At 73.7% G+C, this 22,033-nt stretch carries 21 protein-coding genes; 6 read left to right on the top strand and 15 right to left on the bottom strand.

What is annotated here, in order from left to right:
• Positions 1-3: 3 nt before the first annotated feature.
• Positions 4-387, bottom strand: a complete 384-nt coding sequence (gene hisI, locus OG959_RS29390) for a phosphoribosyl-AMP cyclohydrolase (RefSeq protein WP_326663314.1) — start codon at positions 385-387, stop codon at positions 4-6.
• A gap of 84 nt (positions 388-471) precedes the next feature.
• Between hisI and OG959_RS29385 the strand changes: the two genes are divergently transcribed.
• A complete protein-coding gene (locus tag OG959_RS29385) occupies positions 472-1,104 on the top strand; it encodes a TIGR03085 family metal-binding protein (RefSeq protein WP_326663312.1) in 633 nt (210 codons plus the stop codon).
• 27 nt (positions 1,105-1,131) lie between these two features.
• Here OG959_RS29385 and OG959_RS29380 read toward each other — a convergent pair whose 3' ends face one another.
• The 3 genes from OG959_RS29380 to OG959_RS29370 form a co-directional block, all read right to left on the bottom strand.
• On the bottom strand, positions 1,132-2,733 hold the full coding sequence (locus OG959_RS29380; protein WP_326663310.1) for a sodium/solute symporter: 1,602 nt from the start codon (positions 2,731-2,733) through the stop codon (positions 1,132-1,134).
• A 242-nt stretch (positions 2,734-2,975) separates the two neighbouring features.
• Positions 2,976-4,346: a helix-turn-helix domain-containing protein gene (locus OG959_RS29375; protein WP_326663309.1), complete on the bottom strand. Its 1,371-nt coding sequence runs from the start codon at positions 4,344-4,346 to the stop codon at positions 2,976-2,978.
• 211 nt (positions 4,347-4,557) lie between these two features.
• Entirely contained in the window at positions 4,558-7,644 is a 3,087-nt protein-coding gene (locus OG959_RS29370) for a helix-turn-helix transcriptional regulator (RefSeq protein WP_326663308.1), read from the bottom strand.
• Positions 7,645-7,805: 161 nt separating this feature from the next.
• Here OG959_RS29370 and OG959_RS29365 point away from each other — a divergent pair, with 161 nt between their 5' ends.
• Positions 7,806-8,582, top strand: a complete 777-nt coding sequence (locus tag OG959_RS29365) for an alpha/beta fold hydrolase (RefSeq protein WP_326663306.1) — start codon at positions 7,806-7,808, stop codon at positions 8,580-8,582.
• A gap of 64 nt (positions 8,583-8,646) precedes the next feature.
• Here OG959_RS29365 and bdeA read toward each other — a convergent pair whose 3' ends face one another.
• The 9 genes from bdeA to hisD form a co-directional block, all read right to left on the bottom strand.
• On the bottom strand, positions 8,647-9,531 hold the full coding sequence (gene bdeA / locus OG959_RS29360) for a bis(hydroxyethyl) terephthalate hydrolase (protein WP_326666678.1): 885 nt from the start codon (positions 9,529-9,531) through the stop codon (positions 8,647-8,649).
• 242 nt (positions 9,532-9,773) lie between these two features.
• Positions 9,774-10,529 (bottom strand): imidazole glycerol phosphate synthase subunit HisF, encoded by a 756-nt coding sequence (hisF, locus tag OG959_RS29355; RefSeq protein ID WP_326663305.1) that lies wholly within the window; start codon positions 10,527-10,529, stop codon positions 9,774-9,776.
• Positions 10,529-10,924 carry a RidA family protein gene (locus OG959_RS29350; protein ID WP_326663304.1) on the bottom strand — a complete coding sequence of 132 codons (396 nt, stop codon included), beginning with the start codon at positions 10,922-10,924 and terminating at the stop codon, positions 10,529-10,531. The genes hisF and OG959_RS29350 overlap by 1 nt, the downstream gene beginning before the upstream one ends.
• A complete protein-coding gene (priA, locus tag OG959_RS29345; protein WP_326663302.1) occupies positions 10,921-11,646 on the bottom strand; it encodes a bifunctional 1-(5-phosphoribosyl)-5-((5-phosphoribosylamino)methylideneamino)imidazole-4-carboxamide isomerase/phosphoribosylanthranilate isomerase PriA in 726 nt (241 codons plus the stop codon). The genes OG959_RS29350 and priA overlap by 4 nt, the downstream gene beginning before the upstream one ends.
• Positions 11,646-12,287: an imidazole glycerol phosphate synthase subunit HisH gene (hisH, locus tag OG959_RS29340; RefSeq protein ID WP_148017769.1), complete on the bottom strand. Its 642-nt coding sequence runs from the start codon at positions 12,285-12,287 to the stop codon at positions 11,646-11,648. The genes priA and hisH overlap by 1 nt, the downstream gene beginning before the upstream one ends.
• Positions 12,288-12,297: 10 nt before the next feature.
• Positions 12,298-12,465, bottom strand: a complete 168-nt coding sequence (locus OG959_RS29335) for a hypothetical protein (RefSeq protein WP_168713658.1) — start codon at positions 12,463-12,465, stop codon at positions 12,298-12,300.
• A complete protein-coding gene (gene hisB / locus OG959_RS29330) occupies positions 12,462-13,064 on the bottom strand; it encodes an imidazoleglycerol-phosphate dehydratase HisB (RefSeq protein WP_148017768.1) in 603 nt (200 codons plus the stop codon). Before hisB ends, OG959_RS29335 begins: the two co-directional genes overlap by 4 nt.
• A complete protein-coding gene (locus OG959_RS29325; protein ID WP_326663300.1) occupies positions 13,061-14,215 on the bottom strand; it encodes a histidinol-phosphate transaminase in 1,155 nt (384 codons plus the stop codon). The genes hisB and OG959_RS29325 overlap by 4 nt, the downstream gene beginning before the upstream one ends.
• Positions 14,212-15,534, bottom strand: coding sequence for a histidinol dehydrogenase (gene hisD / locus OG959_RS29320; RefSeq protein WP_326663298.1), 1,323 nt, complete (start codon positions 15,532-15,534; stop codon positions 14,212-14,214). Before hisD ends, OG959_RS29325 begins: the two co-directional genes overlap by 4 nt.
• 154 nt (positions 15,535-15,688) lie before the next feature.
• Between hisD and OG959_RS29315 the strand changes: the two genes are divergently transcribed.
• The 4 genes from OG959_RS29315 (at position 15,689) to ybaK (ending at position 19,858) form a co-directional block, all read left to right on the top strand.
• Positions 15,689-17,290 carry an oxidoreductase gene (locus OG959_RS29315; RefSeq protein ID WP_326663297.1) on the top strand — a complete coding sequence of 534 codons (1,602 nt, stop codon included), beginning with the start codon at positions 15,689-15,691 and terminating at the stop codon, positions 17,288-17,290.
• Between the two features lie 255 nt (positions 17,291-17,545).
• Positions 17,546-18,583, top strand: a complete 1,038-nt coding sequence (locus OG959_RS29310) for a hypothetical protein (RefSeq protein ID WP_326663296.1) — start codon at positions 17,546-17,548, stop codon at positions 18,581-18,583.
• A 5-nt stretch (positions 18,584-18,588) separates the two neighbouring features.
• Complete coding sequence (locus OG959_RS29305; protein ID WP_326663294.1) at positions 18,589-19,332, top strand: LON peptidase substrate-binding domain-containing protein; 744 nt, start codon at positions 18,589-18,591, stop codon at positions 19,330-19,332.
• A 22-nt stretch (positions 19,333-19,354) separates the two neighbouring features.
• Positions 19,355-19,858: a Cys-tRNA(Pro) deacylase gene (ybaK, locus tag OG959_RS29300; protein ID WP_326663292.1), complete on the top strand. Its 504-nt coding sequence runs from the start codon at positions 19,355-19,357 to the stop codon at positions 19,856-19,858.
• Positions 19,859-20,253: 395 nt separating this feature from the next.
• Here the strand turns inward: ybaK and OG959_RS29295 are convergent, their stop codons facing one another.
• Together OG959_RS29295 and OG959_RS29290 are read right to left on the bottom strand one after the other, a co-directional pair.
• A complete protein-coding gene (locus OG959_RS29295) occupies positions 20,254-21,030 on the bottom strand; it encodes an ABC transporter permease (protein ID WP_326663291.1) in 777 nt (258 codons plus the stop codon).
• A 34-nt stretch (positions 21,031-21,064) separates the two neighbouring features.
• Positions 21,065-21,946 carry an ABC transporter permease gene (locus OG959_RS29290; protein ID WP_326663290.1) on the bottom strand — a complete coding sequence of 294 codons (882 nt, stop codon included), beginning with the start codon at positions 21,944-21,946 and terminating at the stop codon, positions 21,065-21,067.
• Positions 21,947-22,033 lie beyond the last annotated feature (87 nt).

Raw genomic sequence — 22,033 nt, 5'->3', positions numbered from 1 at the left:
ACCCTACTTTCCGAGCGGCAGGACGTCGGCGTCGAAACAGGTGCGGTCCCCCGTGTGGCAGGCGGCGCCCGTCTGGTCGACCCTGACGAGGACCGTGTCGGCGTCGCAGTCGAGGGCGACGGACTTGACCAGCTGGATGTGGCCGGAGGTGTCACCCTTGACCCAGTACTCCTGGCGGCTGCGCGACCAGTAGGTGCAGCGGCCGGTGGTGAGCGTGCGGTGCAGCGCCTCGTCGTCCATCCAGCCGAGCATCAGCACCTCGCCGGTGTCGTACTGCTGGGCGATGGCCGGGACCAGTCCGTCGGCGCCGCGCTTGAGACGGGCGGCGATGGCGGGGTCGAGGTCGCTGGCGGGCCGGGGTGTGCCGGGCGTGGGCGTGCTGGTCATGTGCCCATTGTGCCGTGGGTACGGAGCGCATTCGGGCGTGCGTCCACTGGGCGGACGGTGGACGGCGGTCGTACGCTGGCGGGCATGTCGACCCATGCGAAGCGCGAACGACTTCTGCTTGCCGACCTGTTGGAGGCCGTGGGCCCGGAGGCCCCGACCCTCTGCCACGGCTGGACCGCCCGCGATCTGGCGGCCCATGTGGTGGTGCGTGAGCGGCGGCCGGACGCGGCGGCGGGGCTGGTCATCGGCCCGCTGAAGAACCGGCGTGACCGGGTCATGACCGAGTTCACGGAGAAGCCGTACGAGGAACTGATCCAGCTCATCCGTACGGGTCCGCCGCGGATGTCCCCGTTCGGGCTGAAGCAGCTGGACGAGGCGGCGAACACCGTCGAGTTCTACGTGCACACGGAGGATGTCCGCCGGGCGCAGCCGGACTGGTCGGCGCGGGAGCTGGACCCGGTCTTCGCCGATGTCCTGTGGTCGCGTACGGAGAAGGCGGCGCGGGTCCTGGGCCGGAAGGCCCCGGTGGGGCTGGTGCTGCGCCGCCCGGACGGCCAGACGGCGGTGGCGCACAAGGGAACCCCGGTGGTGACGGTGACGGGCGAGCCGGGCGAGCTGCTGCTGTTCGCGTTCGGGCGGCAGGACGCGGCGCGGGTGGAGCTGGACGGCGAGCAGGACGCGATCGGCAGGCTGACGACCGCGAAGCTCGGGATGTAGGCGGACGGGCGGACCTGGCGTGGCCCGCTACCGCGTGGCCGGCGCCGCGCGGTGCGGCCGCGGCGCGGGCGGTGCGGGGCGCTCCCTCCGTCCGGCGCGGGAGCCGAGGTATCCCAGGAGGAATCCGGCCGGGATCGTGACCAGGCCCGGTGTCTGGAGCGGGAACCAGTGGAAGTCGCGGGTCGGGAACAGCGCGATGTGGGTGCCGGAGAACGCGGGCGAGAAGACCATCAGGAACACGATGAGCGGCAGCGTGCCGTAGACCGTCCAGCGGACCCCGCGCGCGTTGAAGCCCGGCCGGAACAGGGCGTAGAGCAGGACCGGCGGCAGTACGGACGCGGCGGCCGCGAACGAGAGCGAGAGCAGCACCTGCGGATTGCGGTCGTGGGTGTACGTCGACACGTAGACGGCGAGCGCGCCCGTCAGGACGACGGCCAGGCGGGCGCGGAGGATCTCGCGCCCGGCGGACCGGTCGGAGCGGACGGCCGTACGGGACCGGGCCTTCGCCGCGAAGTCGCGGGCGACGGAGGAGGCGGCGGCCAGCGTGATGCCGGCCACCGCGGCCAGGGTGGTGGCGAACACCGCGCAGGCCACGAACGCGAACAGCAGGCTCTCGCGCGGCCCGTCGGCGCCCGGGTCGAGTGCGCCGGTCACCAGCAGCAGCGCGGTGCCGCCCGCCGGGTCCGCGGCCTGGATGATCTTGTGGCCCAGCAGGGCGGACGCCCCGAGGCCGACCACGACGACGCCGGCGCAGAGGAAGGCCACCGGGGCCGCCGCCCAGACGGTGGCGCGGCGCACGGTCCAGCGGTCGCGCATGGGGTGCAGCCGCATCATGATGTGCGGCATGCAGGCGGCCCCGAGGACCAGGGTGAGCTGGAAGCCGAGGAGATCCAGGGTGCCGGCGAAGGTGTGGCCGAACTGCAGTCCGGGGCGCGCGTAGGACCCGCCGGCTCCGCTGCCCTGCTGTGCGGCGTCGAAGAGGGCGAAGGGGTTCCAGCCGTAGCGGGCGAGCACCAGCCCGGCGAGCAGGGTCACGGCGGCCAGCACCACCGCGACCTTGACGATCTGGATGTAACCGGTGCCACGCATGCCGCCGACCGCCGAGTAGCAGACCATCAGGGCCCCGCTGGCGACGGTGCAGCTGGTGAGCGCGCCGTCGGGCAGCCCGAACATGGAGGCCATGACCCGGCCCGCGGTGGCGAGTTGCACCAGCAGCAGCGGGGCCAGCACGACCAGGGTCGTGATCCCCAGTGCGCGGCGTACGGTCGGGTCGCCGAGCCGGTCCGCCAGGAAGTCGCCGAGGGTGAACACGCCCTTGCGGCGCATCGGTTCGGCCAGGATCCGCATGACCAGGACCAGGGAGGCGACCGTGGCGGCGGCGAAGAGGATGCCGTCGAATCCCGCGAGGGCGACCGACCCCGTCGTGGAGAGCAGGGTGGCGGCCGAGATGTAGTCACCGGCGATGGCCAGCCCGCTCCCGGCCGGACCGAGGGCGGAGCCGCCGCCCGCGTAGAAGTGTTCCGGGTCGTCCTGGTCCGCCGCGGCCAGCCCGCACAGCAGCAGCGACACGGCGACGAATCCGAGGAAGACGACCACGGCCAGCGACCGGGCGTCGAAGCCGCCGCTCACCGGCGCGGTCCCGGAGCCGGGGCAGGTGGGGCGGCGGGGGCGCAGGCGCGCGCGGGTGCGCGGGGCGTGCGGGGTGTCGGGGGCGCTGAGGACATGCCGGATACGGCATCAGGCGGCCGGGGCCGCGTACAGCGGCCGGGGCGGGGGCGCTGCGCGGGTACAGCCGGTGCGGGCGAGGTCTGTGCGCGAGCACATCGCGCCTGCCGCCCGGTGGGCGCGGGCGCGATGTGCTCGCCGGGCCGTCAGCCCGCCAGCAGCCGGCGGGCCGTCAGGGCGAGGGAGACCTCGACCGCGTCGGACGGGCGGGTCAGACAACGGCCGGTCAGCTGCTCGAACCGGCGCAGCCGGTTCAGGACCGTGTTGCGGTGGCAGTAGAGCCGGGCCCCGGCCCGCTGCGCGGAACCGTCCGAGTCGAGCCACGCCGTGAGCGTCTCGATGATCACGTCGCGATCGGCCGGGTCCAGCCGGTCCAGCGGCCCCAGCACCCGTGCGGCCAGCGCGGAGCCGAGCCCGGGGGACGAGACGACCAGGGCTGCGGGCAGCTGCTCGTCGAGCAGGACGACCCCGCCTCCGGCCGGGCACGCCCGCAGGGCGGTCTCGGCGAGCCGCCGGGCGTCCCCGACGGCCGCCAGCCCGTCCACGACGGAACTGATGCCGACCCTGCTGCCGGGCGGGGCGGACAACCCGGCGGCCAGCGCGGCGAGTTCCGCGTCCCCGTCGACCGCGCCCGCGGGCCCGCCGGGCTGCGTGTCGCCGCCCTCGTCGGCCGCCGGTCCGGTGAGCGGGGCGACGGATTCCGCCGTCCCCTCGTCCCGGGACAGCGACAGGATCGCGAACTCGGCGTCCGGGCCCGGGTGCCAGAGCGCGTCCGTCCCGGCGGGCAGCGTCATCGGCGGCTGCGCGGTGCCGTGCGGGGCGCGGCGGGCGGTGGAGACCGCGAGCACCGCGTATCTGCCGTGTTCCGGCAGCCCCAGCATCGCGGCGGCGTCCGGCAGTTCGGCGATCTGCGCGGTGCCGTCCAGCAGGGCCGCCGTCATCAGGCGCTGGCGGTTCTCCCGCCGCCAGGCCAGCCTGCGCTCGGTCTGGCGGTAGGCGTCCGCGACGACACCGCAGTGCTCGTCCACGAAGTTCCAGACGTCCGCCGCGACGTGCACCAGCAGCCGGATGTCCTCGGGGTGGCGGCGCGCGGTGTCGTCCACCAGGTCCTGCCAGACCATCGCACCGCCCATCCGGAAGGCGTGCAGGACCGCGTCGAGCGGCAGGCCCTGCTCGGCACGGACCTCACCGATCCGCCGGGAGGTCCGGTGGGCGGCCTCCCGGAACTCCCGGGGCTGGATCAGCGATCCGACGTTGTGCCGCAGCGAGTGGTGCACCTCCTGCCAGATCTCCGCCGCGTCGGCCTCGATGGCCGAGCGGTAGGCGGGCTCCTGCTCGCGCAGCGCTTCGACGAGCCGGTCCGTGAGCTCCGGCAGCGCCTCCATCAGCACCCGGGCAGCCCGGTGCAGTACGGCGACGGCCTCGCGATCGGCCAGCGAACGGAAGCGGCGCGGCATCGGCGCGACAGGGGGCGGCCCGTGCAGCGCCCTGACCCGTGAACGTACGACCTGCGGCATGGCGGCCTCCACCGGGATTCGGCCGGCTCCAGAAAACGACCGGCTCCGGTTCACTCAGCCCGGCGTTGGGCATGAGCACACCGAATCATCCTGACGCCCGCAGAATGGCATACCGCCCAGTCGGTACCTAGAGGTGTGCGGCGTACTTCTCATCACGGTCCTGCAACCTCCCGGACTCGGAGCCGAAACCGGGAGGCCTCGCCGGCGTCGTTCAGCGGTCCAGCAGCCTGGCCAGTTCGGTCCTGGACCGCACCCCGAGCGCGGCGAAGACATTGCGCAGATGGTGGTCGACGGTCCGCGTGCTCACCGAGAGCCGCAGCGCCACCTCACGGTTGGTGGCCCCCTCGGCGACGCATCGGGCGATGCGCTGCTGCTGCGGGGTGAGCGCGGCCAGCGGATCCGTGCCGCCCGCCGCGGCCGGGCCCTCCACCGCTTCCCCGGCGGCCCGCAGCTCACCGCTCGCCCTGTCGGTCCAGGCCCGCGCACCGCACCGCTCGAAGGCGACCAGGGCGTCCCGCAACGGACCCCTGGCCTCCCGGGTACGGCGGCGCCGGCGCAGCCACGCCCCGTGGAGCAGCTGGGTGCGGGCGCGTTCGAAGTCACCGCCGGCGCGATCGTGGTGGGCAAGCGCCTCCTCGTACCGTCCGGCGACATCGGCCGGGGCCGCCAGCAGAGCGCGGCAGCGGGCCAGTTGGGCGGGGGCCTGGGGGTCGGTGGTGCGCGTGACCCACACGGCGAACTCCGCCACCGCGTCGGCGACCGGGTCCGCTCCCCTGCCCCGGTCCGCGCGCCCGGCCAGGACGGACGCCTCGACGTAGCACGGTACGGCGAGCATCCGGGTGGCGAAGTGCCCGCGCCGGGGGCCGGGCCGCACGAGCGGGTCGAGCCGGGCCGCGGCCTCGCCGGAACGGCCCGCCGCCAGGTCCGCGCGGGCGAGCGCCCAGGTGGCGAGGGTCGCGGCCTGTACGAGGCCGTTGGGCCCCGCCCCGGCGAGGGCCGCGTCGGCGTGGGCGGCGCAGGCCTCCGTGCCGCCCTCCACGGAAGCGGCGAGTGCGAGCACGGCGTGCAGGTGGGAGGCGATGTTGGGCTGTCCGGTACGCCGGGCCGCGTGCAGACCCTCCAGCGCGTGGGCGCGGGCGGGCGCATGGCGGCCGGCCCGGAGCTCGGCGTACGCCAGGTGCTCCAGGGCCTGCGGCAGCAGGGCCTCGGGACCGGCCGAGCGTACGGCGGCGAGCGCCCGGGTGCCGAACCGGCAGGCGGCGTCGACGTCGCCCAGCACCAGGGCCGAGACCCCGCCGCGCAGCAGCTGGGCCGGGTCGTCCGCCCGGCCGGCCGAGTCGAGGCAGCGGCGCAGCAGCGCCTGCCCTTCGGCGATGCGGCCGCACAGCACCGCGCTCATGCCGTCGCAGTACTGGGCGAGGGCCGGCTCCGGCACGGAGACCGGCATCCGGGTCATGGCGTCGAGGTACGCGAGCGCGTCCCCCATCGCCCAGGCGGCCTCGGCGGCACCGAGCTGGGCGTCGAGGGCGCGGCGCGGGTCGTGCGGCGCGAGCAGCGCCGCGGTGGTGAGGAGGGCCTCGTGGGCGTCGGCGGCCGGTCCGTCGCGCAGGGCGAGCAGCCCGCGCACCAGGTGCGCGCCGTCGTGCGCGGGACGGGCGCCGACCCGGGCGAGCAACGCACGGGCCCGGCCGGCGTCTCCCGCGAGCCGGGTGTGCTCGGCGGCGGCGGCGAACCGGGCGGCCCGCACCGCCTCGTCGCTGGAGAGCGCCGCGGCACGGGCTAGCGCGGCGGCCCGCTCGGCGTGCGGCCGCGGCGCCACGGCCGCCGCCTCCAGCGCGTCGGCCAGCCCGTCGTCGGGTCCCTCGGCGGCGCAGGCCCACTGGACGAGCGCGGGCAGCCCGGCCGGTCCGGCCGCCGGATATCCCGCCCCGGGCGGCAACGCGCTGTGCTGAGGGGACAGCACCGGGCCACCCGGGGGACGCGCCCCCGGGCCGGTCACCCACCCCTCCCCCGGACGCAGGCCCGAGCCGGTCACCGGACCGCCCCCCGGACGGAAGGCGGGACTTGGCGCCCGGCCGTCGCCGGGGCGGGCGGCGGACCCGGAAGCCGTCATGTGCGGAACACCGGTCACGGGCCGGGACATCTGGCCGCCGGGGCCCAGTACCCCGCTCGCTGCCCCGGCGGACCGTCGCGGGGGCCGGCGGACCCGTCCGCGGGCGCCGGCCGGGGCCGCCGTCAGCAGCGCGGCGAGCAGTCCGTGCACCGCGCGGCGGTGCTGCGGGGTGGCCCGGTGCAGGACCGCCCGGCGCAGCAACGGGTGGCTGAAGTGGAGCCGGTCACCCGCTCGCTGGAGGGTTCCGGCGGTCCCGGCCGGGGTGAGCAGGGCCTGGTCGAGCGCGGCGGGGCCGAGGCCCGCCGAGGCCGCGGCACGGAGCAGGAGCGCGACATCGGCACCGGCGCCCTCCGGCTCGTGCTCGTGCGCCGCGGCCGCCAGCAGCAGCAGCGTGCGGGTGTCCGCGGGCAGCCCGTCGAGGCGGGCGGCGTGCGCCGCCAGGACGTCCTCGGCGCCGGGCAGCGGATAGGGCGGAGGGGTGCGGCCCGCCAGTTGGCCGGGGGTGAGCCGGGCGGCCAGTCCGGCGAGCAGCCGGGGGTTGCCTGCCGCCTCCCGGATGAGCTCGCCGCGGACCACCGGGTCCACCTGGTCCGCGACGCCGGCGGCATCGGTGATGCGGTCCAGGAGGGCCGCCGCCGCATCGTCGTCGAGGGGGCCGAGCCGGAGCGCGGGCAGCCCCGCGAAGCTCGTCTCGTCACCCGCCCCGATCACCACCGCGACCCGGCTGCCCGCGCCGAGCCTGCGGGCCGCGAAGACCAGGGCGGCGCGCGAGTCGGGGTCCCAGGCGTGTGCGTCGTCCACACACACCAACAGGGGCCGCTCAGAACCGAGTTCGCGGAGCAGGACCAGGAGTTCAGCCGGGGTGATGCCGTCGCGCAGCACCCGGTCCGGCGGCAGTGGAAGCGGGCCCTGGGCGGAGCAGAGCAGGGCGTGCAGACCGCTGTACGGCAGCCGTTGCTCGGCGGGTGCCGCGGTGGCGGACAGCACGGGGCCGGTACGCCGTTCGCGGTGCGCGGCCACGGCCTTGTCCAGGAGCGCGGTGCGGCCGACGCCGGGCAGCGCGGTCAGCACCAGCGCGCCGCCGTCGCCGTTGCGCAGCCGCACCAACAGGGTGTCGAGAATGGCGAGTTCACCGCTGCGGCCGTACAGCCGGAGCGGACTGTGCACGGTCGTCAATGAAGTCACACCAGCACGTTACTTCCGCGTAAACAGGGCCGGAAGACGCGCGTCCGGCCCCGCCCCGCCCCCGCCCGGTTGCGGGGCGCGCTCCCAAGGCGGGCCGCACTTGGCTGTGCAGGCGCACAGCGCGGGCCCGTCTCCGCGCGGGTCGCCCGTAATGTCGGGCCATGACTGATGAATTCCGTACGGACGACGGTCTGACGCTGCGCTACTGGTCCTGGTCCCGCGGACCCCGGACGGGGCTGCCCCCGGTGATTCTGCTGCACGGCTTCGCCGCCCACGCCCGGCTGAACTGGGAGGGCCCCGGTGTGGTCGAGGCCCTGGTGGCCCGGGGCCGCCAGGTCCTGGCCCTCGACGCCCGGGGGCACGGTTCGTCGGACAAGCCGCACGACGACTCCCTGTACGGCGAGCCGGTGATGGCCCGGGACGTGCGGCAGCTGATCGACCGCACCGGGGCCGGCGAAGTGCATCTGGCGGGCTACTCGATGGGGGCGGTCGTGGCGCTGCTCGCGGCGGCCGACGACGAGCGGATCACCCGGCTGGTGGTCGGCGGGATCGGCGCGGGCGCGGTGGAGGTGGGCGGGCTGGACACCCGGGCCATGCCTCCGGAGCTGGTGGCGGCCGCGCTGACGGCCGAGGACGCGGCCGACGCCCCCGAACGGACCCGGGGCTTCCGGGTCCTGGCCGACACCACGGGCTCGGACCGCCTGGCGCTCGCCGCGCAGCTCCGCTCGCTGCACCGGGCACCGCTGCCGCTGGAGCGGATCCGGATACCCACGCTGGTGCTCGCCGGGGCGGACGATCCCCTCGCCGTGCGGCCCGAGGTGCTGGCCGACGCCCTCGCGGGGTCACGGCTGGAGGTGTTGCCCGGCGACCATCTCACCGCCGTCCGTGATCCGGGATTCGCCTCCCGTGTCGCCGGGTTCCTCACCGAGGAGGACTGACGGGCCCCCGACACGCAAGGGCCGGACCGCTGTTCGCGGTCCGGCCCTCACCAGCTGTCAGGAACTACGAGGTGTGCGGGCAGTTGCCCCGCGACTCGGCGATCGTCAGGCTCGCCGCGGGCAGCGGGCACAGGAACTGCTCGTAGCGGGTGTCGTTGTCGATGAAGCGCTTCAGCCACGAAATGCTGTACTTCGCGATCGTGGTGTTGGAGGAGTTCGGGGTGAAGTGCGTGGCCCCGCGCAGCTCCACGTAGGCCTTGTCCAGTGTGCTCGGCAGCGACTGGTAGAAGGGCTCCGAGTGGGTGGCGACGGGGGCGATCGTGTCGCCGTCCGCACCGAAGATCAGCGTGGGTGTACGGACTTCGGGCCAGGTGGTGTCGAGGTTCCAGCCGGTCAGCGGGATCGCCGCCTTCAGCGAGGTGCGGCTCTTCGCCGCCTCCAGGGTGCCGCCACCGCCCATCGAGTGGCCCATCACGCCGAGCCGGGAGGTGTCGATCCGGGTACGCACCGAGCTCGTCTTCGTCAGGTAGTCCAGCGCGGCCAGGAGCTGGCGGCCCCGGCTGTCGGGCTGGTCCAGCGTGGTGTTGGTGTCGATGGTGAAGACGACGAAGCCCTGGGAGGCGAGCCGCGGCCCGAGCCAGGCGATGCTGGACTGGTAGGCGGTGAAGCCGGGAGAGATGGCGACCGCGCCGAAGGTGCCGTCCGAGGTGGACGTCGGGTAGTAGATGGTGCCGCCGCCGAAGCCGCTGACGCCGAGCGAGGAGACGCTGGTCTGCGAGACCGCGTACGAGCCGCGGCTCGCCTCGATGCTCGAATTGCTGGGTGCCGGACCGCGCTCGTAGGGGTTGTCGGCGGCCTGGGCGCCCGGGATCAGCGCGGTGCACAGGCCCGCGGTGGCGACGGTGGCGGCCAGCAGGCCCTTGACGATGCGGGAGCGGCTCTTGGACATCCGGTGGCGCGGGGAGGTGTCGCCGGAGGGGAGGTGCTGCACGAGGGGGGATCCTCTCGGTCGTGACGGGAGCCACGCCGGGCAGGGACCGAGGCCCCCCGTCAACTGTCACCGGGGGCCTTCGGGGTGCACCGCGTGGAACCGCCAGGTGTTCCCTGGCGGTCGCCACTGTTGCGGTGCATCCCGGGGCCGCACATCGGCAACTTCACCGGTCTTGACGGCCGGTGCTCCCCCGCACGTCCTCAGCGGACCGGGTGCCCGGCCTCCCGCAGAGCGCCCTTGACCTCGGAGATCCGCAGATCGCCGAAGTGGAAGACGGACGCGGCGAGGACCGCGTCGGCCCCGGCGTCGATGGCCGGGGCGAAGTCCGCGAGCCGGCCCGCGCCGCCTGAGGCGATGACGGGAACGCTCACGTGCCCCCGTACGGCAGCGATCATCTCGGTGTCGTAGCCGTCCTTCGTGCCGTCGGCGTCCATCGAGTTGAGCAGGATCTCGCCGGCGCCGAGCTCGGCGGCCCGGTGCGCCCACTCGACGGCGTCGATGCCGGTGCCCTTGCGGCCGCCGTGCGTGGTGACCTCGAAGGTGCCGGCGGGAGTGCGCCGGGCGTCCACGGAGAGCACCAGGACCTGGCGCCCGAAGCGCTCGGCGATCTCCCGGATCAGCTCCGGCCGGGCGATGGCCGCGGTGTTGACGCCGACCTTGTCGGCGCCGGCCCGCAGGAGCTTGTCGACGTCGTCCGGGGTGCGGACGCCGCCGCCGACGGTGAGCGGGATGAAGACCTGCTCCGCGGTGCGGCGCACCACGTCGTAGGTCGTCTCGCGGTCGCCGCTGGACGCGGTGATGTCGAGGAAGGTCAGCTCGTCGGCGCCCTCGGCGTCGTACAGCTTCGCCATCTCGACGGGGTCACCGGCGTCGCGCAGGTTCTGGAAGTTGACGCCCTTCACGACCCGGCCCTTGTCCACGTCGAGGCAGGGGATGACACGTACGGCGAGCGTCATCACGCACCTGCCCGGTAGGCCTCGACCTCGACCTCGACGACCAGGCTCGGGTCGACGAAGCCGGACACGATGATCATGGTGGCGACGGGGCGCACCGCGTCGAACAGCTCCTTGTGGGCGCGGCCGACCTCGTCGGTGTCCCGGGCGTGCGTGACGTACATCCGGGTGCGGACGACGTCCTCGCGGCCGAGGCCCACCTGCTTCAGCGCCTCGAAGGCGACCTCGAAGGAGGTGACGGCCTGCTCGTAGGGGCTGCCCGCGGAGATCTGGCCGTTCACCACCGACGTGCAGCCGGCCACGAGCACCAGTCCGTTGGAGAGTTCGACCGCCCGGGAGTAGCCGAACTTCTCCTCCCAGGGGGCGCCGGAGGAGATGCGCTTGACGGAGTCGCTCATACGGAGACCGCCTCCAGCGCCTCTTCGAGGGTGAACGCCTTCGCGTACAGCGCCTTGCCGACGATCGCGCCCTCGACGCCCGCCGGGACGAGCGAGGCGATGGCCCGCAGGTCGTCGAGCGAGGAGACGCCGCCGGAGGCGACGACGGGCTTGTCCGTGGCCGCGCAGACGTTCTTCAGGAGTTCCAGGTTGGGGCCCTGGAGCGTGCCGTCCTTGGCGATGTCGGTGACGACGTAGCGGGCGCAGCCCTCGGAGTCGAGGCGGGCGAGCGTCTCGTAGAGGTCGCCGCCGTCGCGGGTCCAGCCGCGGCCGCGCAGCGTGGTGCCGCGGACGTCGAGACCGACCGCGATCTTGTCGCCGTGCTCGGCGATGACCTTGGCGACCCACTCGGGGGTCTCCAGCGCGGCGGTGCCGAGGTTGACGCGGCGGCAGCCGGTGGCGAGGGCGGCGGCGAGCGTCGCGTCGTCGCGGATGCCGCCCGAGAGCTCGACCTTGATGTCCATGGCACCGGCCACCTCGGCGATGAGCGCCCGGTTGTCACCGGTGCCGAAGGCGGCGTCCAGGTCGACCAGGTGCAGCCACTCGGCGCCGGAGCTCTGCCAGGCGAGTGCGGCCTGGAGCGGGGAGCCGTAGGAGGTCTCGGAGCCGGACTCGCCGTGCACCAGGCGGACCGCCTGGCCGTCGCGGACGTCAACGGCGGGGAGCAGTTCAAGCTTCGGCATTACAGCGTCTCGATCCAGTTGGTCAGCAGCTGGGCGCCGGCATCGCCGGACTTCTCGGGGTGGAACTGGGTGGCCCACAGCGCGCCGTTCTCCACGGCCGCGACGAACCGTTCGCCGTGCGTGGCCCAGGTGACCTTGGGGGCACGGATCTTGGCGTTGGTGACTTCGAGGGACCAGTCGTGCGCCGCGTAGGAGTGCACGAAGTAGTACCGTGCCTCGGCGTCCAGTCCGGCGAACAGCCGGGAGTCCTCGGGCGATTCGACGGTGTTCCATCCCATGTGCGGGACGACGTCGGCCTTGAGCGGACCGATGGTGCCGGGCCACTCGTCGAGGCCCTCGGTCTCGACTCCGTGCTCGATGCCGCGCTCGAAGAGGATCTGCATGCCGACGCAGATGCCCATGACGGGGCGTCCGCCGGAGAGCCTGCGCCCGATGATCCATTCGCCCCGGGCCTTCTTCAGCCCCTCCATGCAGGCGGAGAACGCACCGACGCCGGGCACCAGCAGCCCGTCGGCGTTCATCGCCGTGTCGAAGTCGCGGGTGATCTCGACGTCGGCGCCGACGTGGGCGAGGGCGCGCTCGGCGGACCGGACGTTGCCGAAGCCGTAGTCGAAGACGACGACCTTCTTCTTCGTATCCACGTGTGCTCCCTCAGTCCCAGAGGCCCTGGATCCGCATGACGCCCGCTACCAGGCACATCACGGAGGCGATCCCGAGCAGCACGATGACGCCCTTGGGCATGCCCTGCTTCGAGAAGGAGTAGACCCCGCCGGCCAGGAAGAGGCCGACCAGGATCAGGACGGTGTTGAGGCCGGTCACAGGGCGCCCTTCGTGGAGGGGAGGATGCCGGCCGCGCGCGTGTCGTGCTCACTGGCGTAGCGAAGGGCCCGGGCGAGCGCCTTGAACTGGCATTCCACGATGTGGTGGGCGTTGCGCCCGTACGGGACGTGGACGTGCAGGGCGATCTGCGCCTGGGCGACGAAGGACTCCAGGATGTGCCGGGTCATCGTCGTGTCGTACGCACCGATCATCGGCGCCATGTTCTCGGGCTCGGTGTGCACCAGGTACGGGCGGCCGGAGAGGTCGACGGTGACCTGGGCGAGCGACTCGTCCAGGGGGACGGTGCAGTTGCCGAAGCGGTAGATGCCGACCTTGTCGCCGAGGGCCTGCCTGAACGCGGCACCGAGCGCGAGGGCGGTGTCCTCGATGGTGTGGTGCGAGTCGATGTGCAGGTCGCCGTCGGTCTTGACCGTGAGGTCGAACAGTCCGTGCCGGCCGAGCTGGTCGAGCATGTGGTCGTAGAAGCCGACGCCGGTCGCGACGTCGACCTTGCCGCTGCCGTCGAGGTTGATCTCGACGAGCACGGAGGTTTCCTTGGTGGTCCGCTCCACTCTTCCTACGCGGGCCTCGCGAGTCATGCGTCGTGCTCCTTCTTCAGTTCGCGTACCGCATCGAGGAACGCGTCGTTCTCTGCCGGGGTCCCTGCGGAGACCCGCAGCCATCCCGGTACGCCGTTGTCCCGGACCAGGACGCCCCGGTCGAGGATGTGCCGCCAGGCGGTGTGGCTGTCGGCGAACCTGCCGAACTGGACGAAGTTGGCGTCCGAGTCGGTGACGTCGAAGCCCTGGGCGCGCAGCTCGGTGACGATCCGGTCGCGTTCGTTCTTGAGCTGCGCGACGTACCCGAGGAGCGTATCGGTGTGCTCCAGGGCGGCGAGGGCGGTGGCCTGGGTGACGGAGGACAGGTGGTACGGCAGCCGTACCAGCTGGAGCGCGTCGACGACGGCGGGGTCCGCGGCGAGGTAGCCCAGGCGCAGTCCGGCGGCGCCGAACGCCTTCGACATGGTGCGCGAGAGCACCAGGTGGCGGCGGCCCTCGATCAGCGGGAGCAGCGAGGCGTGGTGGCTGAACTCGCCGTACGCCTCGTCGACCACGACCATGGACGGCCCGGCGGCCTGCGCGGCGTCGTACAGCGCGAGGACGGTGTCCGCGTCGACGGCGGTGCCGGTGGGGTTGTTGGGCGAGGTGATGAAGACGACGTCGGGGCGCTCCCGCGCGATGACGGCGCGGGCCGCGTCGACGTCGATGGTGAAGTCCTCGTTGCGCGGACCGGAGATCCAGCCGGTGCCGGTGCCGCGGGCGATGAGGGCGTGCATCGAGTACGAGGGCTCGAAGCCGATCGCGGTGCGGCCGGGCCCGCCGAAGGTCTGCAACAGCTGCTGGAGGACCTCGTTGGAACCGTTGGCCGCCCACACGTGGGCGCGGGTGACCTCGTGCCCGGCGGTGCGGGTGAGGTAGCGGGCGAGCTCGGTGCGGAGCTCGACGGCGTCCCGGTCGGGGTAGCGGTTGAGGTCGCGGGCGGCCTCGCGGACCCGTTCGGCGATCCGGTCGACGAGTGCGTCGGGGAGCGGGTACGGGTTCTCGTTGGTGTTCAGCCGGACCGGTACATCGAGCTGCGGCGCCCCGTACGGGGACTGGCCGCGCAGTTCGTCGCGGATCGGGAGCTCGTCCCAGGCGTTGCGCGTGGTGCCGGTTTCCCCGGAGGTGCTCGTGGTGCTGTCGTTCGTCACTGCTGCGGAACCTTCCACCCGAACCTGGCCTTGAGCGCGGCGCCGTGGGCGGGGAGGTCCTCCGCCTCGGCGAGGGTCACCACATGGTGGGTGACCTCGGCGAGCGCGTCGCGCGTGTAGTCGACGATGTGGATGCCGCGCAGGAAGGACTGCACGGACAGGCCCGAGGAGTGGCAGGCGCAGCCGCCGGTGGGCAGGACGTGGTTGGAGCCGGCGCAGTAGTCGCCGAGGGAGACGGGTGACCAGGGGCCTACGAAGACCGCTCCGGCGTTACGGACGCGCCCGGCGACGGCCGCGGCGTCGGCGGTCTGGATCTCCAGGTGCTCGGCGGCGTACGCGTCGACGACCTTGAGGCCGTCCTCCAGGTCGTTGACCAGGACGATCGCGGACTGGCGGCCGGCCAGCGCGGGCTCGATCCGGTCGGTGATGTGCTTGGTCGCGGCGACCTGCGGCTTCAGCTCGGCCTCGGTGGCGGCGGCGAGCTCCTCGGAGTCGGTGACCAGGACGGCGGCGGCCATCGGGTCGTGCTCGGCCTGGCTGATCAGGTCGGCGGCGACGTGCACCGGGTCGGCGGTGGCGTCGGCGAGGATCGCGATCTCGGTGGGGCCGGCCTCGGCGTCGATGCCGATGCGGCCCTTGAGGAGGCGCTTGGCGGCGGCGACGTAGATGTTGCCGGGGCCGGTGACGAGGTTGACGGGCAGGCAGTCCTCGGTCCCGTACGCGAACATCGCGATGGCCTGGGAGCCGCCGGCGGCGTACACCTCGTCGACGCCGAGCAGGGCGCAGGCGGCCAGGATCGTGGGGTGCGGCAGTCCGCCGAAGTCCTTCTGCGGCGGGGAGGCGACGGCGACGCCCTCGACTCCCGCTTCCTGGGCGGGGACCACGTTCATCACGACGGACGACGGGTAGACCGAACGCCCGCCCGGCACGTACAGCCCGACGCGCTCGACCGGCACCCACTTCTCGGTGACGGTGCCACCGGGGACGACCTGGGTGGTGTGGGTGGTGCGGCGCTGCTCCCGGTGGACGAGGCGGGCGCGGCGGATCGACTCCTCCAGGGCGGCGCGGACGGCGGGGTCGAGCTGCTCCAGCGCGCCGGTGATCGCGTCGGCCGGGACACGGATCGAGCCGAGCCGTACCCCGTCGAGTTTCTCCCCCCAGTCGATCACTGCCGCCGAGCCACGATGGCGTACGTCCTCGCAGATGGGCCGCACCGTCTCCAGGGCGGCTTCCACGTCGAACTCGGCACGGGGCAGCAGGTCGCGCAGGGCGCCGCCCTCGGGGAGGGCATCGCCGCGCAGATCGATTCGAGAGATCACACCGCAATTCTCGCAGACCGCCCCGGCCGCCCGGACGCCCGTATCACTGGCTGATACATGTCCCCGGTGTCACGGCTGACTATTAGCGTTCACCTGGTCACTCAGAGGGAATAAGGGGATTACCGATTTACGGCTCCGAGCGGAAGGAGCGTCGGTGACCGAACCGCACGACGGGGAGTTTCCGGACGGCCTCAGCGCCGCAGAGCTGGGCATGTGGCAGTCCTTCAGGACCGGGACCACCTACGACCTGCGCGCCCGTGACGGGGTGCGCGACGATCCCTTCGCCCCACACGTCTGGGGCCCCGAACGCAGCGTGGCGGCCCGGGTCGTCGCCCGGCTGCTGCTGAGCGGTCCACAGGCCCGGCCGGGCCGGGTGGCGGCGCTGAAGCTCCGGGGGCTGCTCATCACGGGCAGGCTCGATCTGGCGGGCGGGCGCGTCGATCCGTACGTGGAGATGACGGGCTGCCGCTTCGAGGAGGAGGTGCTGCTTCCCGAGTGCCACTTCACCACGCTGCGGCTGGTCGGGTGTGCGATCCCGCGGCTGGAGGCGGCCCGGCTGCGCACCGAGGGCGACCTCCACCTGCCGCGCTGCCGGGTGGAGCGCGGGATCCGGCTCACGGACGCCCAGATCGGCACGGACCTGCTGATCAGCCAGATCGACATCGGCCCCGACCGGCAGGGGCGGGCCCTCATCGGAGACGGGCTCACGGTCGCCCAGGACCTTCAGGCCGAGATGATCGAGACGCTCGGCGAGCTGAGTCTGCGCGGGGCGAAGGTGGGCGGTTCACTGAGCCTGCGCGGGAGCCGGCTGCGGGCGACGCAGGGCCGCCGGGCACTGAACGCCCCGCAGCTGAGCGTGGAGCGGACGCTGTACATGAGCGAGGCCTGGGTCAGCGTGGACACGGGCAACCAGGGCACCACTCCCCCGTACGGCATCACCAACTCCCCGACACCGGCCCGCGGCACCCGTCCGCAGGTCTTCCGGTGCCGGGGCGGGGTACGGCTGGACGACGGGCGCTTCGGTGACGCGGTCGATCTGCACAAGGCCGTGTTCGTGCTGGCGGGCCACGAGGAGCTGTCGCTGCGCCGCATAGTCGCTCCGGAACTGCGCTTCAACCCGGAGCGCCCGGCGCAGGGACGGGTGGTGCTCAACGGGGCGAAGGTCGTCACCCTGATCGACGTGTCGACCAGCTGGCCGGGCCCGGGCGGGCTGGCCATGGGCGGTTTCGTGTACGAGAACCTCGTCCCGTACGGGCACTTCCCGCTCTCCCGCCGGCTGGAGTGGGTGGCGGCGGCGACCCCCGAGTACGTGCCGGAGCCGTACGAACGGCTGGCCGCCGTGCTCCGCGGCAGCGGGGAGGACGCGGACGCCCGCGAGGTGCTGCTCGCCAAGCAGCGGCGCCGGCGCGAGACGCTGCCGCCCGCCGCGAAGCTCTGGGGCTTCGTCCAGGACTGGACGGTGGCGTACGGCTACCGGCCGGGGCGGGCCGCGGTCTGGATGGCGGTGCTGTGGGCGGCGGGCACGGTGGCCTTCTCACGGTACGAACCGGCCTCGCTCAAGGGCAGCGAGCATCCCGAGTGGAACCCCGCGCTGTACGCGCTGGATCTGCTGGTGCCGGTGATCGACCTCGGCCAGGACGGCTACTGGCGGATCGAGGGCGACTGGCAGTGGATCGCGGCGGCCCTCATCATGCTCGGATGGATACTGGCCACCACCGTCGCGGCCGGTGCCTCACGGCTGCTGCGCCGCGGCTGACCGGCGCGCGCGGTCTGCCCGACGGCATCCGGGCCGCGCGCCGTGTGCTGACGGGCCCGACGGGGCCCGGCAGCGTCCGAACAGATGCGCTCGGGCTTCGGACGCACCACCGATCGTTCTCACCCGGAACAACAGGAACAGGCCAGATTCCGCGATTTCCTTTACTCTTTCTTGGCCCCGGCCAGGGCAACCCATCCACTCGGCACCAAAGCTTCACAGCGCCTCTCTGGCGCCCGCCCCGACCAGCGCTTTTCAATGGTCTGCACCATGCCTTTCCTCCGCGCTCTGCTCCGTACCGCGCGCGTGATCCGGCACACCCCGGAGCTGTCCACCGGGTTGCCCGCCGACCATGCGGTGATGCTCGACGCCCCCGACGAGCGGCTCTCGCCCGCGCTGGTGGCCGCCGCCCTCGGGGAGTACGAGCCGGCGGCGAAGCTGCTGGCGACGACGCGGGATGCCGCCGAGTGGGAGAGCCGGGACCGCTATCTGAACCGGCTCGTCGCCTTCGCCCGCAACCGGGACGGCTGGCTCCGCGACTGGCTGGCCGTCGCTCCGCGCGACTGCGACGCGATTCTCGTCAAGGCCCAGCTCGCGGTCGAGCGGGCCTGGGAGTCACCGGCCCGCGCCGAGCAGCTGCGCGCGGTCGGGCCGATGATCACGGCGGCCGCGGAGAGTGATCCGCGCGATCCGGTGCCCTGGCGCCTCGCGCTGGACCACGCCCGCGGCACGCATGCCACGCACACGACGTTCGAGGCGCTGTGGGAGCAGGCCATACAGCGCTCCACGCACCACTACGGCTGCCATGTCGCCGCCCTCCAGTACCTCTCCGCCGCCTGGTACGGCTCGCACCGCGAGTGCTTCGACTTCGCCGAGCGGGCCGCCGAGGACTCGCTGCCCAGTTCCCTGGTGCAGGCGCTGCCCCTGCGGGCCGCCTTCGCGGTGCTGACCGAAGGTCCGGGCGCCCGTTTCACCTCGGTGCAGGAGGAGCGGATCGATGCCGCGGCGGATCTGGCGATCTCGCTGTCCGGCGCGTTCGCACCGGGCGACCCGTGGCCGGCCGAGGTGCGCAATCTGCTCGTGTACGTGCTGGTGGCGCGGGGCCGCTGGGGCGAGGCGCTGGAACAGTTCCGGCAGATCGGACCCCACGCTGCGTCGTTCCCGTGGGCCTCGGTGTCCGACGATCCGCTCGGCAGTTTCCTCGACGCACGGGACGGAGTACGGCTCAAGGTGGCCTCCCGGACGCCGCTCGGCCACCGGGCCGACCGGGGACGGGCGCGCGGCCATTACGCTTGACCGTTGTGACCACCGCTCGCCTGCCTCTGTTCCCGCTGAACGCGGTGCTGTTTCCCGGCCTTGTGCTGCCGCTGAACGTCTTCGAGGAGCGTTATCGCGCCATGATGCGTGAGCTGCTGAAGACCGATGAGGACGAACCGCGCCGCTTCGCCGTGGTCGCGATCCGCGACGGCCGCGAGACCGCCCCGACGGGTTCGGGCATGCCGGACGCCATGACGGTGCCCGTCGAGCGCGGTCCGGGGGACGGCTTCGGACCCGACCCGGTCCAGACGTTCCACCGGGTCGGCTGTATCGCCGACGCGGCGAAGATCCGGGAGCGTTCGGACGGCAGCTTCGAGGTCCTGGCGACCGGCACCAACCGCGTGAGGCTCCTGTCCGTGGACGCGAGCGGCCCGTATCTGACCGCCGAACTCGAAGAACTGGACGAGGATCCGGGCGAGGAGGCGGAGGCACTCACCGAGGGGGTCCTGCGGGCCTTCCGCAGCTACCAGAAGCGGCTGGCGGGCGCGAGCGAGCGTTCCCTCACCACGGGCGCGGACCTGCCCGGCGAGCCGTCGGTCGTCTCCTACCTGGTGGCCGCCGCCGCGGTCCTCGACGTCCCCGCCAAGCAGCGGCTGCTCCAGGCGCCGGACACCGCGACCCGGCTCCGCGAGGAGCTGACGATCCTGCGCTCCGAGACCGCCGTCATCCGCCACCTCCCGTCGCTGCCGGCCGTGGAACTCACCCGCGCCCCGACCCACCCCAACTGAGCGAGCGGAGGGCCACTCGCCCGTGGCGAAGAAGCCGAAGAAGCAGCCCCAGTCCGGCGGTACCCCCGCGACGGTCGCACTGACCGCGGCGGGCACGGAGTTCACGGTGCACGCGTACGAGCACGACCCCGCGTCGGCCTCCTACGGCGAGGAGGCCGCCGAGGCGCTCGGCGTCTCCCCCGACCGGGTGTTCAAGACCCTGGTGGCCGACGTGGACGGCCGGCTGACGGTCGCCGTCGTCCCCGTGGCGGGCTCCCTGGACCTCAAGGCCCTGGCCACAGCGGCGGGCGGCAAGCGCGCCACCATGGCGGACCCGGCGGCGGCGGAGCGCACCACGGGCTACGTCCGGGGCGGCATCTCGCCCCTGGGCCAGCGCAAGCGGCTGCCCACGGTGCTGGACGCGTCGGCGCGGTCCCACCCGACGATCTGCGTATCGGCGGGCCGCCGCGGCCTGGAGGTCGAACTGTCCCCCACGGACCTGGCCGCCCTGACGGACGCGGTCTTCGCCCCGATCGGCCGGAGCTAGCCCCGTCCGGTAACCGCCGCACCCGAACGCGGCCTGCGCCCCGACCAGCCGACTCCAGCCCCTCCGGCAACCGCCGCACCAGCAGGCACCGATCCCCGCCGCCAGGGTTCCGTCCTCAAACGCCGGACGGGCTGGGTTGTGCCCGGGACGACATCCATGCTGCGCATCCGACGCACGGAGCACGACACCCAGCCTGGCCGACGCCGGAGGACCACACCCAGCCCGCCCCACGCCGGAGGACCACACCAGCCCGTCCGACGCCGAGGGCCACACCCCGGCCCGCCCGACGCCGAGGACCACACCAGCCCGCCCGACGCTTGAGGACCGGGGTCCGGGGCGGAGCCCCGGTTACGGGAAGGGGCGGGTAGGGGAAAGGCCCCGCGCAGCGGCCCCGCTCACGCAGACGGACCGGGCTGCGGCGGCCCCTCCTCGGGCGAAGGCGACGGCGCGGGCGCAGGCCCGGACGGCGCGGACCCGGACGGCGACGGCCCGGCCCCGGACGGCGCGGGCCCATACGGCCCACCCCCCACAGGCCCCGCGTGATACACCCCCCACTCCGGCTCCGGATCCCGAGGCCCGAACACCGCCGTCAACCCCAGATGCACGGCCATCGCCGCCAGCGACCACGCCAGCAACGCCCCCTTCGCGTGCAGCTCCAGCGGTGCGTCGAAGATCACGCCCTTGCCGACCTCGCGCGCGTGGGCGACCACGTCGTCGGTCGGTCCCAGCCGGGTACCGAGCTGCCACGCCACGAGCGAGCCGAGTACGCCGCCCACCGCGAGCGCCACCACGAGCGCGATCCCGCCCTTCCGGTGGAACCAGAAGGCCAGCCCCGCCGACACCGCACCGAACGCCAGCGCGAGCAGCGCGAACGTGCCGTCGGCGCCGATCGCCTCCTCGCCCTCGCTGTCGCTGAGGAAGACGGCCGTGTCGTCGGAGACCAGCGGAACGCGCGGCGCCAGCCACAGCCAGAGCAGCCCGAGCGCGAGACCTGCGACCGTCACGGCGACGGCGACGAGCGCCGCCCGGCGCAGTTCCGTACGGAGTTCCCCCTCCTCCGGCGACCGCAACGGGGTTCCGAGGTGGGAGCCGCCTGAACCGGCCCCTTCCGGCGGCTTCTGCCACGGGTCGTGGGGCGAGGGCTGGTGCGGCGGCGTCAGAGGTGCTGTCACCGTGCCATCGTGCCAGGCGTGCCTGTGGCGCGCCTCACCGGACCGCTGCCCTGCGGTACGCCCAGGTCGCCACGGCGAGCGAGAGGACGCCCACGACGGCGCAGACGGCGAGGTCGAGGGCGACGACGGCCCAGTCGGGGTGGGCGTCGAAGGACCGGGAGAGCGCCTCGACACCGTAGGTGGAGGGCAGCAGGTCGCGCGCCCAGACGATCGGCTCCGGCAGCCGGGCCGCGGGCAGCACGCCCAGCAGCAGCGCCGCGGACATGCCGAGCTGTCCCAGCAGGGTGGCGAGTTCCTGCCTCGGCGCGAGCAGCCCGAGGGCGGCACCGAGTCCGGCGAGGGCCGCCCCGGAGAGCGGGATGACGGCGATGAGCACCCACAGGTGGGTCATCGGCAGCCCGAACAGCATGCTGCCGGTCACGGCCGTCACGATCGTGCCGGGCACGGTGAAGGAGGCGTACGCCCCGGCCGCGCCGAGTACCACGGCGGCGGGCGGCACCGGCAGGGTGGCGTAGTGGTCTAGCCCGCCGCCGGCCCGCAGCTGCCCGAAGTACTGGGCGAGCAGGTTCAGCGCGACGAAGGCGACGACCAGGACGCTGGATCCGGCCACCACGGCACGGGCCTCGGAGCCCCCGTCGACGACCCCGCGCATCAGGACCATGATCCCGACGGACTGGAAGGTCGCCACGAAGAGCAACGGGATGCGGGCGACGCGGGCCCGGGACAGCTGGGCCCGGTAGACCGCGGCGAGCGAGGGGAAGAGCCGGGCGCGCGGCGCCAGCGGCGCGGGCGAGGGACCCGGTGCGCCGTTGTCGTCACCGGCCGGACCGGGCAGGCCGTGGGGCTCTCTCTGCCCCGTCCGGCCCGTCTGTCCGGCGTGGCCGGACACCGCTTCCGCAGGAACGATGCTCGTCACCTGGCGCTGCTCCTGTTCGGTCCCTGCCCGGCCGCACACCCGCACCGGTCCGTTTCGGCCACTGTGGCCACCGCGCTGATCCGGCAT

The organism is Streptomyces sp. NBC_00385, assembly GCF_035917155.1.
Classification (GTDB): Bacteria; Actinomycetota; Actinomycetes; order Streptomycetales; family Streptomycetaceae; genus Streptomyces; species Streptomyces poriferorum.
The sequence above is the reverse complement of the archived record's forward strand: the minus strand, read 5'-3'. Positions and strand labels throughout refer to the sequence as shown.